Genomic DNA, 18963 nt, shown 5'->3' on the forward strand with positions numbered 1-18963 from the left:
CGCCCATTGCACCGACTTTGTGCTCTGCAACAAGTTCACGTCAAGTCACACTTACTATCCACAGTGCGGCTCGAACCTGTCGTCAGCACTGCCCGCCTCCTGTGAAGGACCCTGAACGTGCCAGTCGCCCCGGACCCTTATCCAGCCTTCGGCTCGTATGCTTGCCCACACCGTTTGGTAACCACGGAATGGTTGTCGGCAAACCTCGGCGCCCCCGGTCTGAAGATCATCGAGTGTAATGCCGACGTCCTCCTCTACGGCATTGGCCATGTTCCGGGGGCCGGCAAGCTCGACTGGCGCAGCGACCTCGACGACCCGGTGACCCGTGACTATATCGACGGTGAGCGATTCACCGAACTCATGTGCTCCCAAGGCATCGAACCGGACGACACCGTCGTGCTGTACGGAAACGACGGTAACTCGCATGCCGCGCACGCAGCGTGGGTTTTCACCATGTTCGGGCACGAGGATGTCCGCCTGCTCGACGGCGGCCGGGACGCGTGGATCGCCGAGTCGCGCGATACGGTGTTCGACACTCCCGAGCGGGCCCGCAGCCGGTACCCCCTGACCCACCGCGACGACACCACGGACCGGGCTTTCCGCGAGGAAGTACTGGCCCAGCTCGGCGCCCCGCTCCTGGACGTCCGTTCACCCGAGGAATACGCCGGCTTCCCGGGCGACGCGGGCACCGAGACCTTCCTGCGCGGCGGACATATCCCGACCGCGGTGAACATCCCCTGGAACAGCGCCCTGGGCCCCGACGGCCGCTTCCGCAGCCGCGCCGAACTGGACGCGGTCTACGGTGAGCTGACCGGCCCGGACCCGCTGATCGTCTACAGCGGTGTCGGCGAACGATCCAGCCACACCTGGTTCGTCCTCAAATACCTGCTCGGCTGCGCGGCCGTGCGCAACTACGACGGCTCCTGGACCGAGTGGGGCAACTCGGTCCGTATGCCTATCGCTACTGGTACGCAGTAATTTCTCGCACATGCCGGCAGCATTGTGATCTGCCACCTACTGCCCAGTAGGGCTATCCGATTGCCGGCATTGTTGGCAGACTGCCTACACTCGCCCGAGACACACATGTCGACCACGGGCGCGGAGCCCGCGTAGCGGATCCGAACCCACGGAAGCGGAGCCCACGAAGCGATCCGATCCCTACCCGGACCGGCGGACCCCGTTCCGCGGGAGCGGAGCCGAGGCGCGGCCCATCCCGCACAGCGAACACAGATATTGCAACAGGAGGCTCAGTGCCCAGCCATGCCAGCGCGCGGATCACGAAGGTACTCGTAGCTAACCGAGGCGAGATTGCCGTGCGCGTTATCCGGGCGGCCAAGGACGCCGGGCTCGGCAGTGTCGCGGTTTACGCAGAACCCGATGCCGACGCGCCCTTCGTCAAGCTCGCCGACGAAGCTTTCGCCCTGGGTGGGCAGACCTCGGCCGAGTCGTATCTGGTCTTCGACAAGATCCTCGATGCCGCCGCCAAGTCCGGCGCGGATGCCATCCACCCCGGCTACGGCTTCCTCTCCGAGAACGCCGACTTCGCCCAGGCCGTCCTCGACGCCGGGCTGATCTGGATCGGCCCCTCCCCGCAGTCCATCCGAGACCTCGGTGACAAGGTCACCGCCCGCCATATCGCCGAGCGCGCGAACGCGCCGATGGCCGCGGGCACCAAGGACCCGGTGAAGAACGCGGCCGAGGTCGTCGAGTTCGCGAAGCAGTACGGCGTGCCGGTCGCCATCAAGGCCGCGTTCGGTGGTGGTGGCCGCGGTATGAAGGTCGCGCACACCATCGAGGAGATCCCCGAACTGTTCGAATCGGCCACCCGTGAGGCCGTGGCCGCGTTCGGCCGCGGGGAGTGCTTCGTCGAGCAGTACCTGGACAAGGCCCGCCACGTCGAGGCCCAGGTGATCGCCGACCAGCACGGCAATGTGATCGTCGCCGGCACCCGCGACTGCTCACTGCAGCGGCGCTTCCAGAAGCTCGTCGAGGAGGCTCCGGCGCCGTTCCTGACCGACGACCAGCGGGCCCGGATCCACGCCTCGGCGAAGGCCATCTGCAAGGAGGCCGGCTACTACGGCGCCGGCACCGTGGAGTACCTGGTGCAGGGCGACACCGTCTCGTTCCTCGAGGTGAATACCCGTCTGCAGGTCGAGCATCCGGTCACCGAGGAAACCTCCGGGCTCGACCTGGTCCGCCAGCAGTTCCGGATCGCCAACGGCGAGAAACTGGAACTCACCGAAGACCCCACCCCCCGCGGGCACTCGTTCGAGTTCCGGATCAACGGCGAGGACGCCGGCCGCGGCTTCCTGCCCGCCCCCGGCCCCGTCACCGCCTACTCCGAGCCGACCGGCCCGGGTGTGCGCGTCGACTCCGGTGTGGTCGCGGGCAGCGTGATCGGCGGCCAGTTCGACTCGATGCTGGCCAAGCTCATCGTCACCGGCGAGAACCGGACCCAGGCGCTGGAGCGGGCGCGGCGCGCGCTGGCCGAATTCCACGTCGAGGGCCTGGCCACAGTCATCCCGTTCCACCGGGCGATCGTCGAGGATCCCGCCTTCGTCGGCAACGGTGAATCGTTCGACGTCTACACCAAGTGGATCGAAACCGAGTGGAAGAACACCGTCGAACCGTTCACCGGTGGCGCCCCCGTCGAGGAAGACGACGAGCCGCGCCAGAAGGTTGTGGTCGAGGTCGGCGGCCGCCGGGTCGAGGTCTCGCTGCCGGGTCAGTTCTCGGTCGGTTCGGGTGCGCCCGCGGCCGGTGGTGCGATCCGCAAGAAGCCGAAGCCGCGCACGCGGGGCGGTGCCGGCGGCGGCGCCGCGTCCGGTGACGCGGTCACCGCGCCGATGCAGGGCACCGTCGTCAAGGTCGCGGTCGAGGAAGGCCAGTCCGTCGAGGCGGGCGATCTGATCGTGGTGCTCGAGGCCATGAAGATGGAGAACCCGGTCAACGCGCACAAGGCCGGTGTGGTCACCGGTCTGAGTGTGGCGGCCGGTGCCGCGATCACCCAGGGCACGGTCCTGGCCGAGATCAAGTAGGCACCGGCGCGGGGGCACCGCGAACAGGCGTGCGACAGTACGCCGACAACTGAACCAACACTGGATGCACAGTGACGCCGAGCGGGTGCGCGATCGATGATCGCCACCCGCTCCGGCGTATGGTGACCTGGTGAGCGCAGTACAACCGACGGTCGCGGAGGTGATCCGCGACCGTTTCGCATCCGGTAGCCGATCCGACAGCCATCGGCTGGTCCTCGTGGTCGAAGGCGGCGGTAGCCGCGGGGTGTACTCCAGCGGGATGGTGCACGCTCTGGAGGAGCTCGGGCTGGCCGCGGTGTTCGATGCCGTCTACGGCACCTCCGCGGGCGCGATCAACGCGGCCTGGCTGCTGTGCGGGCGGGCGGGTCGCGGAATGAAGGCGTGGACCGATGCCGCGATCATGCGCCGGGCCATCGATCCGGCGCGGATGCTGCGGGGCCGGCCCGCCTTCGATCTGAACTATCTGGTGCACAAGGTCTACGACGGCCTGCACCCGATGGATTTCCCGGCGATCCTGGCGAACGAGATCACATTCCATCCCATCGCCACCGATATCCACACCGGGCAGCCGGTGGACCTGCACCCCCATATCGTGGACAAGGCGACTCTGCAGACGGCACTGCGCGCCTCCTCGGGGCTGCCCCTGCTGGCCGGGCCTCCGGTGGCATTGGCCGGACGCCGGTATTTCGACGGCGGGCTGTCCGAAACGGTCCCGGTGCGCACTGCCTTGAAGAGCGGTGCGACCCATGCGCTGATCCTGCGGACGCGGCGCGCCGACGAACGCCGCCCACCGGCGCCGCGGTTGCACGACCTCATCGGTGGCACCTATATGCGGCTCTGCGCGCCCGGCGCCTACCGTGCGTGGAAGGAGCGCCCCGGCCAGCAGGCGCTGGAGGACGGGGTCATCGCCGGGATGGGCGGCGCGGCGCATCAGATCCATCCGCCCGCCGGTTCACCGGATATCAGCAGTGTCGAAACCGATCCCGGGATCCTCACCCGCGGGATGGATATCGGGCGCCGCGCCGTCGCCGATTTCTTCGCGCAGCTGAGCCCCATCGCCGCCGAGCCCTGTTAGCCGGCGGGCCGCCGTTCGGCACAACACGCAGGCAGTCCGACGCGCGCGGCCAGGGCACCGGCCGGCCGCCGACAATGCGGTGCCCGGGCGGGTTATGGCCCGGTGGCGTGTTTCCGGCGCATCGCCCGCCAGAACCTGCCCTGCCGCGCCCGGATTCGCGGTTCGAACCGGGTCAGTCGAAACGGATGCCCTGTGCCAGCGGTAGGTCGCGGGAGTAGTTGATCGTGTTGGTCGCCCGGCGCATATAGGCCTTCCAGGCGTCCGAACCGGATTCGCGGCCGCCACCGGTGTGTTTCTCGCCACCGAACGCGCCGCCGATCTCCGCGCCGGAGGTGCCGATATTGACGTTGGCGATACCGCAGTCCGATCCGTCGGCGGCGAGGAAACGTTCGGCCTCCCGCTGGTCGGTGGTGAAAATCGCGGACGACAACCCCTGTGGCACACCGTTGTGCAGGGCCAGGGCGGTATCGAAATCGTCGTAGGTGAGTACGTACAGGATGGGAGCGAAGGTTTCCTCGCGCACGATCTCGGTCTGGTCCGGCATCCGGACGATCGCGGGGTGCGCGTAGCGTGCCGCCGGCCCCATCCCGGCGACCACGACTTCGTCGCCGCCGACGAGCACTTCGCCGCCGTCGTGCCGGGCGCGGGCCAGCGCGTCACGCATCCGCTCCCACGCCTCGGGACCACTGAGCGGGCCCACCTGCACCCCGGTATCCAGCGGGTTCCCGATACGCAGCTGCCGGTAGGCGCGAACCAGCCGGTCCAGCAGTTCGTCGGCGATCCGGGTGTGCACGATCAGCCGGCGCAGTGTCGTACAGCGCTGACCGGCCGTGCCGACCGCGGCGAAGACGATCCCCCGCACCGCCAGGTCCAGATCGGCGGACGGGGTGACGACGGCGGCATTGTTGCCGCCCAGCTCCAGCAGGCAGCGGCCGAATCGGGCGGCCACCCGCGGGCCCACCTGCCGGCCCATCGCGACCGAGCCCGTGGCGCTGACCAGGGCCACTCGTTCGTCGTCGACCAGCTGGGCCCCGGCCGATCCGGTCCCCAGGACGAGTTGATGGACGCGCTGGTCGGCACCCGCGGCGCGCGCCGCCCGGCGCAGCAGGGCGTGACAGGCCAGGGCGGTCAGCGGAGTCCGATCCGAGGGCTTCCACACCACGGTGTCGCCACAGACCAGGGCGACCGCGGTGTTCCACGCCCACACCGCGACCGGGAAATTGAACGCCGAGATCACCGCGACCACACCGAGCGGATGCCAGGTCTCCATGAGCCGGTGCCCGGGCCGTTCCGACGCCATGGTGTAGCCGTACAGCTGGCGCGACAGACCGACCGCGAATTCGCAGATATCGATCATCTCCTGGACTTCACCGCGCGCCTCGGCCGGGATCTTGCCCACCTCCAGGGTGACGAGCTCGGCGAGTTCGTCCTGATGGCACCGCAACAAGGCGACCAGTTCCCGCACCACGGCCGCACGCTGCGGGGCCGGAACGCTGCGCCAGGTGACGAAGGCGGCGGCGGCTTCGGTGATCGCGGTGTCGATCTCGGCGGGAGTGTCCGGGCGCAGACCGATCAGCACCTCGCCGGTTATCGGGCAGTGCACCTCCATCTCACCGGCCGGCGGAGGCTCGATCCCGAGGGCATCCAGCAGGGCACCCACGCGGTGGGAAAATCGGACGGTTCGGGTCTCGCGGTCGATCTCGGTCATCGCGAACTCCTCGGGTTCGGCCGGACGAAATACGCTGTGCGGATACCACTGCCGGAGAATTGACGTTCACAACTGTATTCCGGCGGCGTGTCCGCTACGTTAGCCTTCGCTGATGGCGGAAACACCGGCAAAACCGACCCTGGATGAGATCGATCGCCTGCTGATCCGGGAACTGATGGCCGACGGGCGGGCGACACTGTCCAATCTGGCCGAGAAGGCGAGTCTTTCGGTATCCGCGGTGCAGTCGCGGGTGCGCAGACTCGAGGCGCGCGGTGTGATCCGTGGATATACGGCCGATGTCGATCCGGAGGCGCTGGGGCAGCTGCTGTCGGCATTTGTCGCGATCACTCCTCTCGATCCGTCGCAACCCGATGACGCGCCCGCCCTGCTGCAGCAGGTGCCCGGTATCGAGGCATGCCATTCGGTAGCGGGCGAAGAGAGCTACATCCTGCTGGTCCGGGTGGCCTCCCCGCGACATCTGGAGCAGCTGCTCCAGCAGATCCGGGCGACGGCCAACGTCCGCACGCGGAGCACCATCATCCTGCAGACATTCTACGAAAAGTAGCTGGCAACGTAACAAATCCTTCTCGGTATGGTCCCACCAAGAAAATTTACTGCCCGATCGGTTCCAGCTCCCGTACCGTCGGTGATGTGACCATCGAACTGGAACGATCCGGTGCCGGCGGTGACACCGCCGCGGACCGCATTCCCGCGACCCGCGTCCACGAGACGCTGTCGGCGAGCATGCTCGCCGACGGATTCGATCTGGTACTGGATCTGCCCGCCTCCTACGGCCGTCACCTGGTGGACGCCCGCGACGGCACCGACTATCTCGATATGTTCGGTTTCTTCGCCTCCAGCGCCCTCGGGATGAACCATCCGGCGCTGGCCGGGGACGCGGCCTTCCGGAACGAATTGACCACCGCCGCAGTGAACAAGCCGAGTAACTCCGATATCTACACCGTCGAGATGGCCCGGTTCGTGCACACCTTCGTCCGGGTACTCGGCGACCCGCGGCTACCGCACCTGTTCTTCATCGACGGCGGCGCGCTCGCGGTGGAGAACGCACTGAAAACCGCCTTCGACTGGAAGAGCCGTCACAACGAACTACACGGGCGCACAACACGGCCCGGCCACGAAGCCGAGGTGCTCCACCTGACCGGCGCCTTCCACGGCCGCAGCGGTTACACGCTGTCGCTCACCAACACCGACCCGGTGAAAACCGAACGCTTCCCGGTGTTCGACTGGCCCCGCATCGAAACCCCGTGGCTCGGTGGGCACGAGGATATCGACCGGGCCGAACAGCTGACCCTCGACCAAGCGACCCGGGCGTTCGCGGAGCGGCCCAACAGCATCGCCTGCTTCATCGCCGAACCCATCCAGGGCGAAGGCGGCGACCGGCATATGCGCCCGGAATTCCTGCGGGCGATGCAGCGGCTCTGTCACGACAACGACGCGCTGTTCGTCGTCGACGAGGTGCAATCCGGTGTCGGCCTGACCGGAAGTACCTGGGCCTACCAGCAATTCGGGCTCCAGCCGGACATTGTGGCGTTCGGCAAGAAGACACAGGTCTGCGGGATCATGGCCGGCGGCCGGGTGGACGAGGTGCACGACAATGTCTTCGCGGTCCCGTCCCGGCTCAATTCCACCTGGGGCGGCAACCTGACCGATATGGTTCGCGCCCGCCGGATCCTGGAGGTCGTCGAACGAGACGGCCTGGTCGAACGAGCCGCGGTACTGGGCGAGCACCTACAGGGCCTGCTACGTGAACTCGCCGAGCGGCATCCCGCGGTGTCGGATCCTCGGGGTCGCGGTCTGATGTGCGCGATTACTCTGCCCGACACCGGTTTCCGGGACGCCGTACTCATCTCGCTGCGGGAACGCGAGCGGGTCCTGATGATCGGCACCGGGCCGAGCGGTATCCGCTTCCGCCCACCGCTGACTGTCGAGCGAGAGGAACTGGACGCCGCCGTCGCCGCGTTGGACCGGGTACTGGCAGACGCCGGATAGCCGGACCACCACTTCCCCCTGTCTCCCTGGTCGGTGAGCTCACACTGTGCGGTACCGGCCGTCGCCGTTAGGGTCGGGGTACAGTCCGGACCCTGGGCACGGTCCGGACCACCTCGCCGGTCCGGTACTCACCGGGGCGGCGGTGACGGGAAGGATGGGCATGGCTGGGCAGCGGTTGGGCCGCTACCGGCTCGAGCGGCTGCTCGGCCAGGGCGGTATGGGCCAGGTGTGGCTGGCCCACAGCGATGCCGCGGGCGGCCGGCAGGTCGCGTTGAAATTGCTGCCCGCCGAGCTCGCGGCCGATCCGATGTATCGGAGCCGGTTCGAGCGCGAAGCCGAACTTGCCGCCCGCCTGCACGACAGCCATATCGTGACCATCCACGCCCACGGCGAGCTGGACGGCCGGCTGTTCATCGAAATGGAGTATGTCGAGGGCGAGGATCTGTCCCTGATCCTGCGCCGGGGCGGGCGCCTGGCCCCGGCCCGGGCCGTCGAGATCATCGCGCAGACCGCGGCCGCGCTGGATGCCGCGCATCGGGCGGGGCTGGTGCACCGGGATGTGAAACCGTCCAATATCGTCGTGCGCCGCGACGGTTTCGTCTATCTGATCGATTTCGGTATCGCGCACGGCGCCGGCAGTACCGCGCTCACGGCATCCGGTCTGGCCGTGGGTACCTGGGCGTATATGGCACCCGAACGGTTCACCGGCGATACGGACGCGCGCGCCGATATCTACTCGCTGGGCTGTGTGCTCTACGAATGCCTGGCCGGCATGCGGCCGTTCGGTGACACCGACCCGGCCCGGCAGATGCACGACCACCTCACCACGACCCCGCCGAGTGTGCGGGCGCTTGTCCCGGAAATATCCCCGCAGCTGGACGCGGTGATCGCCCGTGCGCTGGCCAAGGAACCCGGCGACCGCTTTCCCACCGCCGGCGAATTCGCGCGGGCCGCGGCAGCAGCGGTGGGCCTCGCAAACCCGGTCCCGGCGGCGTCCGGACCTGCCGACCGACATCCGGGAACCCGCCACTACGAACTCGACGCCGGCCCGGCGGGCACCCGCCGCTACGAATCTCCGGACCGGCCCGCCACCCGGCGATACGAAACGCCGGTGTCCCCGGATACGCCCCACCCGGGCCCAGCCGGCACCCGGCGATACGAAGCCCCGGCACCCCCGGTTACGCCCCATCCCGGCCCGGCGGGCACGCGCCGATACGAAGGGACGGGGCACCCGGGCACCCGGCCGTACACGAGCCTCGCCGCGGCCGGAGCCGCCGAACCCGGCCATCCGCCGACACGGGCCTACACCCGGTTGGAGACCGGCCACGGCCCCGCCGGAGCGGCGCACGGTCGCGACGTGGCGCACGCGGGCGCCCGGCCGGTGGCGCCGGCCCGGCCCGCACCCCGCCGTCCCTCGCCACCCGCCCAGCGGAGGCCACGGGCCCGCCCGGCGGCACGGCCCCGGCGGCGCAAGAGCCGCTTGCGCAAGGTTGTGTTCTGGCTGTTCGTTCTGGTGGTGGTACCGCTGGTGTTGATCGGCGGGTGTACGGCCGCGGTGCTGCAGGGCGTCGGATCCATCGATTTCTTCTCCGGTGGCTTCTTCTCCGGCGACGACCGGCCCACAGCGGCCGCCGGAACCGCGGTCCGCGACGGCAGTTTCGAATTCGTGGTACGAAATGTGGAATCCGATGTGACGTCGATCGGTTTCGACCGCCCCCAGGGCAGTTTCGTGGTGGTGAGTTTCACCGTCCGCAATATCGCGCCGGAGCCCCATACCTACACACCGCTGGGTCAGAAACTGCGCGATACGGCCGGTGCCGAGTTCGGCCCGGATGTGACGGCCACCGCGCAGCGCGCCGCCACCGCCGCCGCGCCGCGGACCTTGCAACCGGGTGAGTCCCTGGGCACCCATCTGGTGTACGAGGTGCCGGCCGGGTCGGTGCCCGCGAGCATGACTTTCCGCGATTTCCCGTTGTCTCTCGGGACCTCGGTATCGCTGGGTTGACGGGCGTCCGGCAGCTACGTCAGTCGCAGTGTCCACGCGCCGCGGTGGTGGAGCCGGGTCCGGCTGCCCGGCGCCACATCGATCCGCCAGAACGATTCGGTCGCGGCGTCCAGCGCGACCACCAGCACAGCTCGGATCACCGCGGGATGAGTGACAGCGACCGTGGCGGTAGGCGGGGCCGCGGTGAGCTCGGTGAGCCAGCCACGGACTCGTTCGAGCAGGTCGAGGACCGATTCCCCGCCGTGTTCCCGGTAGCCGGGGTCGGTCCGCCACTGATGCAGCCGGTCCGGCGCGAGAGTGTCGAGTCGGGTGCCGCACCAGGCACCGGCGTCAAGATCGCGTAACCTGGACAATGGTGCGGCGTCCAAGCCGAGCAGCCGGGCAGTCTCTCTGGTTCGCCGCTCCGGTCCCACCAGCACCTGTGCGCCCGCCGGTGGCTCGACCGTCCGGCCCGCCAGTGCCGCCCGCCCCGCCGGGGTGAGCGGTTCGTCGGCCGGGAACCGTGCCGCCCGCAGCGCGTCGGTGATCCCGTGGGAGATCAGATCGAGTTTTCGAACACCAGGCACCGTCGCAGCATAGAAACACCGAACTGTCACCGGTGGCCGGCCCGGATCGTTGCGCCGGCTCCCGGCCCGTCGTGCCCCGCTGCCAGCAGGAGGTGATCGAGGATGACAGATATTTTGATCCGCGCCGTGCCCGGCGCGATTATCGATGAGATCGACCGGCAAGCTCGTGGTCTCGGGATATCCCGGACAGAGTTTCTCCGCCGCCGGCTCGACCGGGAGTTCCGGCCGGTCGGCGGGGTGAGCACCGACGATCTGGTTCGCCTGGCCGAACTCATCCGCGATATCCCACCTCCCGACCTCCCCGACCCCGCGACAGCAGAACCCGAACTGATCGACGGAAACCTGCCCTGACCACTCCCCCGGCATCCGTCGCCTGTCGGTGCCCGGGTGCAGACTGGAGTCCATGACCGAGTTCTCCGCCGCCACCCAGCAGTGGTTCGCCGGTGCGTTTCCCGCGCCCACGGACGCGCAGCTGGGGGCGTGGCGGGCGATCGCGGGCGGGGAACACACCCTCGTGGTCGCGCCGACAGGGTCCGGGAAAACCCTGTCGGCGTTCCTGTGGGCCATCGATGAGCTCGCCCGCGCCGATCCGCCGGTGGACGGGACCTCGGTGCTCTACATCTCCCCGCTGAAGGCGCTGGCGGTGGATGTGGAGCGGAATCTGCGGGCACCGCTGGTGGGGGTGCGCCAGACGGCGCGCCGGCTCGGGCTGCCCGCGCCGGAGATCAGCGTGGGCGTGCGGTCCGGGGATACCACCACGCAGGAGCGGCGCCGGTTACAGCGCACACCCCCGAATATCCTGATCACCACGCCGGAATCGCTGTTCTTGATGCTCACCTCCGCGGCCCGGGAGACATTGCGCGGGGTCCGGACGGTCATCGTGGACGAGGTCCATGCGATCGCGGGATCCAAACGCGGATCGCATCTGGCGCTGTCGCTGGCCCGGCTGGATTCGCTCACCGAGCGGCCGGTCCAGCGCATCGGGTTGTCGGCGACGGTACGCCCGCCCGAGGAGGTGGGCCGGTTCCTGGTGGGCACGGCGCCGATCACCATCGTGTCCCCGCCCGCGCCCAAAACCTTCGATTTGTCGGTGCGGGTCCCGGTCGCGGATATGACCGAACCCGGCGATTCGGAACAGCCCGGGTCGCTGTGGCCGCATGTGGACGGGGCGATCGTCGACCTCGTACTCGCACACCGTTCGTCGATCGTCTTCGCCAATTCCCGGCGCCTCGCCGAACGGCTCACCGCCCGGTTGAACGAAACCTACGCCGGGCAACTCGGCGAAAATGTGGCAACGGCCCATGCCCCGCCCGCGCAACTCGGCGTGTCCACCGAGGTCAGCCATGGGGCCGAGCAGCTGCTGGCCCGGGCACACCACGGGTCGGTGAGCAAGGAGCAGCGGGCCCTTATCGAAGACGATCTGAAAAGTGGGCGATTGCGCTGCGTGGTGGCCACCAGCAGCCTCGAACTCGGTATCGATATGGGCGCCGTGGACCTGGTGGTACAGGTCGAAGCCCCACCCTCGGTGGCCAGCGGGTTACAGCGGATCGGCCGGGCCGGTCACCAGGTGGGCGAGATATCGCGCGGGGTGCTGTTCCCCAAACACCGCACCGATGTGGTGCACTGCGCGGTGGCGGCCCAGCGCATGCTGTCCGGACAGATCGAGGAATTGAAGATCCCCGCCCATCCGCTGGATATCCTCGCGCAGCAGACGGTGGCGGCGTGTGCGCTCGAACCGCTGGACGTGGACACCTGGTTCGAGACGGTGCGCGGCACCGGAAGCTATGCCGCACTGCCGCGTTCGTCCTACGAAGCGGTGCTGGACCTGCTGGCCGGACGCTACCCCTCCGACGAATTCGCCGAACTACGCCCGCGCCTGGTCTGGGACCGCGACGCCGGCACCCTGACCGGTCGCCCCGGCGCCCAGCGATTGGCCGTCACATCCGGTGGCGCCATCCCCGATCGCGGCATGTTCGCGGTGTACATGGTGGGCGAGAAGGCCTCTCGGGTAGGTGAACTAGACGAGGAAATGGTCTACGAATCCAGGGTCGGCGATGTTTTCGCGCTCGGGGCCACCAGCTGGCGGATCGAGGACATCACCTACGACCGCGTACTGGTGACCCCCGCCTTCGGCCATCCCGGCCGGCTGCCCTTCTGGCACGGCGATTCGCTCGGCCGCCCGGCCGAACTGGGTGCCGCGCTGGGCGAATTCGTCCGCCGCGCCGGCTCGGGGAAATCGGAGCAGGAATTCACCGAACGCACCACCGCCGCCGGCCTCGACGAGAACGCTGTCGCCAATCTGCGTGCGCTGCTGGACGATCAGCGCACCGCGACCGGGCGGCTACCCACCGACCGGACCCTGGTCGTCGAACGGTTCCGGGACGAACTCGGCGACTGGCGGCTGATCCTGCACTCCCCCTTCGGCCTGCCGGTGCACGCGGCGTGGGCGCTGGCCGTCGGTGCCCGGCTCCGCGAACGGTTCGGGGTGGACGCAGCACCCAACGCCTCCGACGACGGCATCGTCGTACGGCTGCCCGATACCACCGACGATCCGCCGGGTGCGGAACTGTTCGTCTTCGAGCCGGACGAGATCGACGACGTGGTCACCGAGCAGGTGGGTGGGTCGGCGCTGTTCGCCTCCCGGTTCCGCGAATGCGCCGCCCGCGCACTGCTGCTGCCGCGGCGCGATCCCGGTAAGCGCGCGCCGCTGTGGCAGCAGCGGCAGCGGTCGGCCCAATTGCTCGATGTCGCACGCAAATTCCCGGATTTCCCGATCCTGCTCGAGACCGTGCGCGAATGCCTGCGCGATGTCTACGACCTCCCCGCGCTCCGCGATCTGCTGGGTCAGGTCGCGCGCCGGCAGGTACGCCTGGTCGAAGTGGAGACCGCCACTCCGTCCCCCTTCGCCAACGCCCTGCTGTTCGACTACATCGGCCAGTTCATGTACGACGGCGACAGCCCCCTCGCCGAACGCCGGGCGGCGGCGCTTTCGCTGGACTCGGGTCTGCTGGCCGAGCTCCTGGGCCGCGTCGAACTGCGCGAACTGCTGGACAGCGAGGTCATGGCGCAGACCGAACTGGAACTGCAACGACTCACCCCGGAACGCAAGGCCCGGGACGCGGAAGGTCTGGCGGATCTGCTGCGGCTACTCGGCCCGCTGACGGCGGACGAGGCCCGGCAGCGCTGCCTGGACGACCCCGCGGACTGGTTCGCGGAACTCGCCGGCGCCCGGCGGGCACTCGAAGTGGCCTACGCGGGCCGGGTCTGGTGGGCCGCGATCGAGGATGCCGCCCGGCTCCGCGACGCGCTGGGCGTCCCGCTGCCGATCGGCACCCCGGCCGCCTTCATCGAACCGGTACCCGATCCCCTGGGCGATCTGGTCGCCCGCTACGCCCGCACCCACGGCCCCTTCGGCACGGAATCGGTCGCGTACCGGTTCGGGCTCGGCACCGCCGTCGCCGCCTCGGCGCTCCATCAGCTGGTCACCGAAAAACGGGTGGTGGAAGGCGAATTCACGCCCGAGACGGCAGGGTCGGAATGGTGTGACACCCAGGTACTGCGCCGGTTACGCCGCCGGAGTCTGGCCGCCGCCCGGCACGAGATCGAGCCGGTCGCCACCGCCGCCCTGGCGCGTTTCCTGCCCGACTGGCAGCACGTCGGCAGCGGCGAGCTGCGCGGCGTGGACGGGGTGGCCGTGGTGGTCGAACAGCTGGCCGGGGTTCCGATCCCGGCTTCGGCGTGGGAATCGCTGGTCCTGCCCGCCCGCGTCCGCGATTACCACCCGGCCCTGCTCGACGAACTCATGGCCACCGGTGAGGTCCGCTGGTCCGGGCACGGGGCCATCAACGCCAAGGACGGCTGGATCGCCCTGCACCCGGCCGATCAGGCCCCCGTCACGCTCCCGCCCCCGGATGAGCTGGAACTCGACGATCTCCACCTCACCCTGCTCACGGTCCTGGGCGCCGCCCCCGCAGGAAAACCGGCACGCCACGAGCTCGAGTCCGCCGCCGCGGATATCGCTCCCGGGGATCGCCGGCTCGAGTCGGATCGGCCTACCGCGTTCCCCGCCCCAGGTCTCGGTGGTGGCGGCGCGTACTTCTTCCGCCAGCTCGCCGATGCGACGGGTGTCCTCGACGACACCGCGGTAGCGGCCGCGCTGTGGGACCTGGTCTGGGCGGGTCTGCTCTCCGGCGACACCTTCGCTCCGGTTCGGGCACGCCTGTCCGGATCCACCCGGACACCGACCGCGCACCGCACTCCGCGACGCGCCCCGCGCGGACGCACCTACCTCCCCCGGCCCGCCATGCCGACCCGTTCGGGTCCACCCACCGTCTCCGGCCGGTGGTCGCTGCTCCCGGAGCGGGCCACCGACAACACGGTCCGCGCCCATGCCACGGCCGACCTGCTGCTCGAACGCTACGGCGTGGTGACCAAGGGCGCGGTACAGAACGAGGGGGTCCCCGGCGGGTTCGCACTCGTCTACCGGGTGCTCAGCGAATTCGAGGACCGCGGCCGGTGCCGCCGCGGCTACTTCGTGGATTCGCTCGGCGGCGCCCAGTTCTCCACCACCGATGTGGTGGATCGGCTGCGTACCTTCGACGGCGACCGGCGACCGGCCGCGACGGCGCTGGTGCTCGCGGCCTGCGATCCGGCCAACCCCTACGGCGCCGCGCTCGGCTGGCCCAAGACCGCCGGCGAAGCCGGTCATCGCCCGGGCCGCAAAGCGGGCGCGCTGGTCGTGCTGGTCGACGGCGAACTGGTGCTCTACCTGGAACGAGGCGGCCGGACACTGCTCACCTGCACCGAGGATCCCGACGCCCGGCACGCCGCGGCAACGGCGCTGGCCGAGCTGGTGCATTCCGGACGGGTGGATTCCCTCGTCATCGATCGTGTCGACGGCGAGTCGGTCCACGGAAATACCTTCGCCGGCTTCCTCACCGCAGCGGGTTTCAGCACCACCCCGCGCGGCCTGCGCCTCCGGGGCCGCCGATGACCGCGCCCGCCGCCCGGCAACCGGGCCTGCCATCGCTCCGGTGCCCAAGCCGGTACGAGAAACCCGCACCTCTGGGTGACATGGTCTTCCACCCGCTTTCCTGCCCGAGCCGACAGCGGACAACCCGGCCGAGCGATCACGTGGTGTTCCACCCCGCCCCCGACGATGCCCTTGCACCGGTGCCGGACAGCCACACCGTCCGTGACACAGCGGCCCGCCCGGCCCCGAGCGATACCTACACACCGGTACCGGACAGCTATACCGTGCGTGACACAGCGGCCCGCCCAGCCGTCGATGGTTACCTCGCGCCTGGCCCGGTGCGAGCTACCCGAGCAGAGAGCGACCCGGCATCCTCCCGTGCTCCCGACAGCGCCGCCGTGCCCGAGCGGTTCCGTGACACCCGTGCGCAAGGCGCCCCGGTGTCCATCCCGGACCACGCCCGCGGACCTGCGCGCAGGCCGGTACAGGACAGCCATGCCCGAGGGTGATGTGGTGTTCCTCGCCGCGGGCCGGCTGCGGGCGGCGCTCGCGGGCGAAACGCTGACCCGCAGCGATTTCCGGGTCCCCCGCTACGCGACCGTCGATCTGCGCGGTCAGGTCGTGGACAGTGTCGCCAGCTACGGTAAACACCTTTTCGTGCGCACCGAGACGGTCAGTGTTCACACCCATCTGAAGATGGAGGGCAGCTGGCGGGTGTTCCACTGCGGGCAGCGGTGGACGAAACCCCGGGTCAGCGCCCGGCTCGTCCTCGGTACCGCCGAGGTCGAGGCGGTGGGATTCGATCTGGGGCTGGTGGAGGTGCTGCGCCGCGGCGACGAGGTGGCCGCGATCGCTCATCTCGGCCCCGATCTGCTGGGCCCGGATTGGGACCCCGCGGCGGCCGTCGCCCGGCTCGCCCGGGAACCGGAACTCCCGATCGGTCTCGCGCTGCTGGATCAGCGCAACCTCGCGGGGATCGGCAACATCTATCGCAGTGAGGTCTGCTATCTGCGCAAGGTGCACCCGGCCCGGCCGGTCGCCGCGGTCGGCGATCTGCTGGCCCTGGTCAACGAAGCGCACCGGGTGTTGTATCGGGCCGCCCATCAGCCGCCGTGGCGGCCGCTGGTCTACGGGCGGGCCCACCGCCCCTGCCAGCGGTGCGGTACGGCGCTACGGGTGGAACTCCTGGGGGAGACGGCACCGCGCACCGACCGGGTGAGCCGGCGCGAACGCGGGATCTACTTCTGTCCGAAATGCCAGGTCCCGCCGGGGTGAGCACGTAACCTGTCGCATATCGGCCGATGCCACTTCTGTGACGGTCGCCATCGCTCTGGTAATGATCGGCACCTTTCCGACGACACACGGGTACCGCACCGGAAGCAGGTCCCATGAACACCCGAGCCGTCCACCTGGCCGCCGTCACCGGCAAATTGTTGTCCGCGGTGCTGGCTGTCGTGGCCACCGCGGTGTTCTGTTACTTTCTGCTGCATCCGGCGACCGCCCCGTCCGGGCCGGCGCCTTCCCCGCTCGGACCCGCCGCCACCCCCACGGCCCCGGCCACCGACTACCCCACCACGCACTGACCGCTCAGCGTTCGGTCGGCACCGGCTCCAGGATCTCCGGACGGGGTTCCGGTGCGGCGATCCGCAACGCGTCGGCGGAGGCGTCGTCGGGCTGTGTTTGCGATCTGACCTCCGCGTCCACCCGAGCCAGGTAGGTACGGACCTCTCGGTCGGTTTCCGCGTCGTCCCAGCCGAGCACCTCCGCCATCAGACCGGCCACCTCTTCGGCGCACTCGGCGCCACGGTGCGGGTACTCGATGGAGATACGCGTGCGCCGGGCGAGAACGTCGTCGAGGTGCAGCGCGCCCTCCGCGGCGGCCGCGTACACCGCCTCGACCTTCAGATAGGACGGTGCCGCAGTGATCGGCTGCCGCAGTTCCGGGCGGTCGGCGGCGAGAGCCATGACCTCCTCGATCAGCGACCCGTAGCGGTCCAGGAGGTGTTTCACCCGGTAGGGATGCAGTCCGTACTCCTCGGCCAGCTGCACGGTCTGATTGACCAGCGCGAAATACCCGTCCGCGCCGAGTAGCGGCACCTTCTCGGTGATAGACGGCGAGACCCGGGCGGGGATGTCCTGGGCGGCCTCGTCGACCGCGTCGTAGGCCATCACCCGGTAGGTGGTGTACTTCCCGCCGGCGATAGCGATGAGCCCCGGTGCGGTCCGCGCGACCGCGTGTTCGCGCGACAGTTTCGACGTCTCGTCGCTCTCCCCGGCCAGCAGCGGCCGCAGGCCCGCATAGACGCCGTCGATATCGTCGGAAGTCAGCGGGGTGACCAGTACCTGATTGACCCGGTCGAGCAGATAGTCGATATCGGCCTTGGTTGCCGCCGGATGGGCCAGATCCAGATTCCAGTCGGTATCGGTGGTGCCCACGATCCAGTGCGCACCCCACGGGATCACGAACAGGACCGAGGTCGCGGTGCGCAGGATGATCGCGGCATCGCTGACGATCCGGTCGCGGGGCACCACGATATGCACGCCCTTCGATGCCCGCACATGGAACCGGCCCCGCTGCCGGGAGAGTGCCTGCACCTCGTCGGTCCACACGCCGGCGGCATTGATCACCACATGCGCGCGGACCTCGGCGGTCCGTCCGTCCTCGCTGTCGCGTACCCGGACCCCGACGACCCGGTCGGCTTCCCGCAGGAAGCCCACGGCCTGGGTCGAGGTGCGGATCACCGCCCCGTAGTGGGCGGCGGTCCGGGCCACCGTCATGGTGTGCCGGGCATCGTCGACCACGGTGTCGTAGTAGCTGATCCCGCCGACCAGCGAATTGCGCCGCAATCCCGGCGCCAGCCGCAGGGCGCCGTGCCGGGACAGATGGCTTTGTCCCGGAACCGATTTCGCGCCGCCCATGGTGTCGTAGAGGAACAACCCCGCGGCCACATAGGGTCGCTCCCAGACACGGCGGGTTATCGGGTAGAGGAAGCGCAGCGGTTTCACCAGATGGGGCGCGATCCGGGCCATGGCGAGTTCGCGTTCCTTCAGCGCCTCCCGCACCAGCCCGAATTCGAGCTGCTCCAGGTACCGCAGCCCGCCGTGGAACATCTTCGACGAGCGACTCGATGTTCCCGAGGCCAGATCGCGGGCCTCCACCAGCGCGACCCGCAATCCGCGGGTCGCGGCGTCCAGCGCGATCCCCGCGCCGACGACACCGCCGCCCACCACGACCACATCGAAATGATCTTTGCCCAGCCGCTCCCAAGCCGCGCGCCGCTGGTCCGGCCCCAGAAACTGCGATCCCGACTCCACCGTCACAGTTCCTCCTTGGGAGCGTGTTCATGCGGTCGGCGGAGGCCGTAGCGAAGGCGGAGGTATCGCATCATAGTTCCTCCTTCGGAGCGGGCACATGCGGTCGGCGGAGGCCGCGGCCAAGGCGGAGGTATCGCGTCACAGTTCCTCCTTCAGAGCGGTACGGGGAGGCCAGAGCAAACGCGGAGGTATCGCATCATTTTTCCTCCTCCAGAGCAGATTCATACGATCAGCGGAGGCCGCAGCGAAGGCGGAGGTATCGCAGTATCGCATT

At 69.2% G+C, this 18963-nt stretch carries 13 protein-coding genes; 10 read left to right on the top strand and 3 right to left on the bottom strand.

The window, feature by feature from the left end; genetic code table 11:
- Window positions 1–117 precede the first annotated feature (117 nt).
- From ACIA75_RS34200 to ACIA75_RS34210, 3 genes are all read left to right on the top strand, one after another.
- Window positions 118–978, top strand: coding sequence for a sulfurtransferase (locus tag ACIA75_RS34200; RefSeq protein ID WP_397111210.1), 861 nt, complete (start codon window positions 118–120; stop codon window positions 976–978).
- A 272-nt stretch (window positions 979–1250) separates the two neighbouring features.
- Window positions 1251–3038: an acetyl/propionyl/methylcrotonyl-CoA carboxylase subunit alpha gene (locus ACIA75_RS34205; RefSeq protein WP_397111211.1), complete on the top strand. Its 1788-nt coding sequence runs from the start codon at window positions 1251–1253 to the stop codon at window positions 3036–3038.
- Between the two features lie 130 nt (window positions 3039–3168).
- Window positions 3169–4113, top strand: coding sequence for a patatin family protein (locus ACIA75_RS34210; RefSeq protein ID WP_397111212.1), 945 nt, complete (start codon window positions 3169–3171; stop codon window positions 4111–4113).
- Window positions 4114–4285: 172 nt separating this feature from the next.
- Here ACIA75_RS34210 and ACIA75_RS34215 read toward each other — a convergent pair whose 3' ends face one another.
- The gene (locus ACIA75_RS34215; RefSeq protein WP_397111213.1) at window positions 4286–5821 is read right to left on the bottom strand and encodes an aldehyde dehydrogenase family protein; all 1536 of its coding nucleotides are present in this window, start codon (window positions 5819–5821) and stop codon (window positions 4286–4288) included.
- A gap of 112 nt (window positions 5822–5933) precedes the next feature.
- On the opposite strand from ACIA75_RS34215, the gene ACIA75_RS34220 reads away from it, so the two are divergent.
- From ACIA75_RS34220 to ACIA75_RS34230, 3 genes are all read left to right on the top strand, one after another.
- A complete protein-coding gene (locus tag ACIA75_RS34220; RefSeq protein ID WP_280417197.1) occupies window positions 5934–6386 on the top strand; it encodes an Lrp/AsnC family transcriptional regulator in 453 nt (150 codons plus the stop codon).
- An 86-nt stretch (window positions 6387–6472) separates the two neighbouring features.
- Window positions 6473–7831, top strand: coding sequence for an L-lysine 6-transaminase (lat, locus tag ACIA75_RS34225; RefSeq protein ID WP_397111214.1), 1359 nt, complete (start codon window positions 6473–6475; stop codon window positions 7829–7831).
- 160 nt (window positions 7832–7991) lie between these two features.
- Window positions 7992–9836, top strand: coding sequence for a serine/threonine-protein kinase (locus ACIA75_RS34230; protein WP_397111215.1), 1845 nt, complete (start codon window positions 7992–7994; stop codon window positions 9834–9836).
- Window positions 9837–9850: 14 nt separating this feature from the next.
- Here ACIA75_RS34230 and ACIA75_RS34235 read toward each other — a convergent pair whose 3' ends face one another.
- Window positions 9851–10402, bottom strand: a complete 552-nt coding sequence (locus tag ACIA75_RS34235) for a histidine phosphatase family protein (RefSeq protein WP_397111216.1) — start codon at window positions 10400–10402, stop codon at window positions 9851–9853.
- A gap of 102 nt (window positions 10403–10504) precedes the next feature.
- Between ACIA75_RS34235 and ACIA75_RS34240 the strand changes: the two genes are divergently transcribed.
- From ACIA75_RS34240 to ACIA75_RS34255, 4 genes are all read left to right on the top strand, one after another.
- Window positions 10505–10753, top strand: coding sequence for a hypothetical protein (locus tag ACIA75_RS34240; protein WP_397111217.1), 249 nt, complete (start codon window positions 10505–10507; stop codon window positions 10751–10753).
- A gap of 52 nt (window positions 10754–10805) precedes the next feature.
- On the top strand, window positions 10806–15395 hold the full coding sequence (locus ACIA75_RS34245) for an ATP-dependent helicase (RefSeq protein ID WP_397111218.1): 4590 nt from the start codon (window positions 10806–10808) through the stop codon (window positions 15393–15395).
- Window positions 15396–15869: 474 nt separating this feature from the next.
- The gene (locus ACIA75_RS34250; protein ID WP_397111219.1) at window positions 15870–16649 is read left to right on the top strand and encodes a DNA-formamidopyrimidine glycosylase family protein; all 780 of its coding nucleotides are present in this window, start codon (window positions 15870–15872) and stop codon (window positions 16647–16649) included.
- Window positions 16650–16762: 113 nt separating this feature from the next.
- On the top strand, window positions 16763–16957 hold the full coding sequence (locus ACIA75_RS34255) for a hypothetical protein (protein WP_397111220.1): 195 nt from the start codon (window positions 16763–16765) through the stop codon (window positions 16955–16957).
- A 4-nt stretch (window positions 16958–16961) separates the two neighbouring features.
- Here ACIA75_RS34255 and glpD read toward each other — a convergent pair whose 3' ends face one another.
- The gene (glpD, locus tag ACIA75_RS34260; protein ID WP_397111221.1) at window positions 16962–18695 is read right to left on the bottom strand and encodes a glycerol-3-phosphate dehydrogenase; all 1734 of its coding nucleotides are present in this window, start codon (window positions 18693–18695) and stop codon (window positions 16962–16964) included.
- Window positions 18696–18963 lie beyond the last annotated feature (268 nt).

Source organism: Nocardia sp. NPDC051750, from assembly GCF_044453135.1.
Lineage (GTDB): Bacteria > Actinomycetota > Actinomycetes > Mycobacteriales > Mycobacteriaceae > Nocardia.

Excerpts from the sequence above, each read along its gene's own strand:
- ACIA75_RS34215 (WP_397111213.1), bottom strand. The coding sequence starts at position 5,821 with ATGACCGAGATCGACCGCGAGACCCGAACCGTCCGATTTTCCCACCGC.
- ACIA75_RS34220 (WP_280417197.1), top strand. The coding sequence starts at position 5,934 with ATGGCGGAAACACCGGCAAAACCGACCCTGGATGAGATCGATCGCCTG.
- ACIA75_RS34230 (WP_397111215.1), top strand. The coding sequence starts at position 7,992 with ATGGCTGGGCAGCGGTTGGGCCGCTACCGGCTCGAGCGGCTGCTCGGC.
- ACIA75_RS34240 (WP_397111217.1), top strand. The coding sequence starts at position 10,505 with ATGACAGATATTTTGATCCGCGCCGTGCCCGGCGCGATTATCGATGAG.
- ACIA75_RS34245 (WP_397111218.1), top strand. The coding sequence starts at position 10,806 with ATGACCGAGTTCTCCGCCGCCACCCAGCAGTGGTTCGCCGGTGCGTTT.
- ACIA75_RS34250 (WP_397111219.1), top strand. The coding sequence starts at position 15,870 with ATGCCCGAGGGTGATGTGGTGTTCCTCGCCGCGGGCCGGCTGCGGGCG.
- ACIA75_RS34255 (WP_397111220.1), top strand. The coding sequence starts at position 16,763 with ATGAACACCCGAGCCGTCCACCTGGCCGCCGTCACCGGCAAATTGTTG.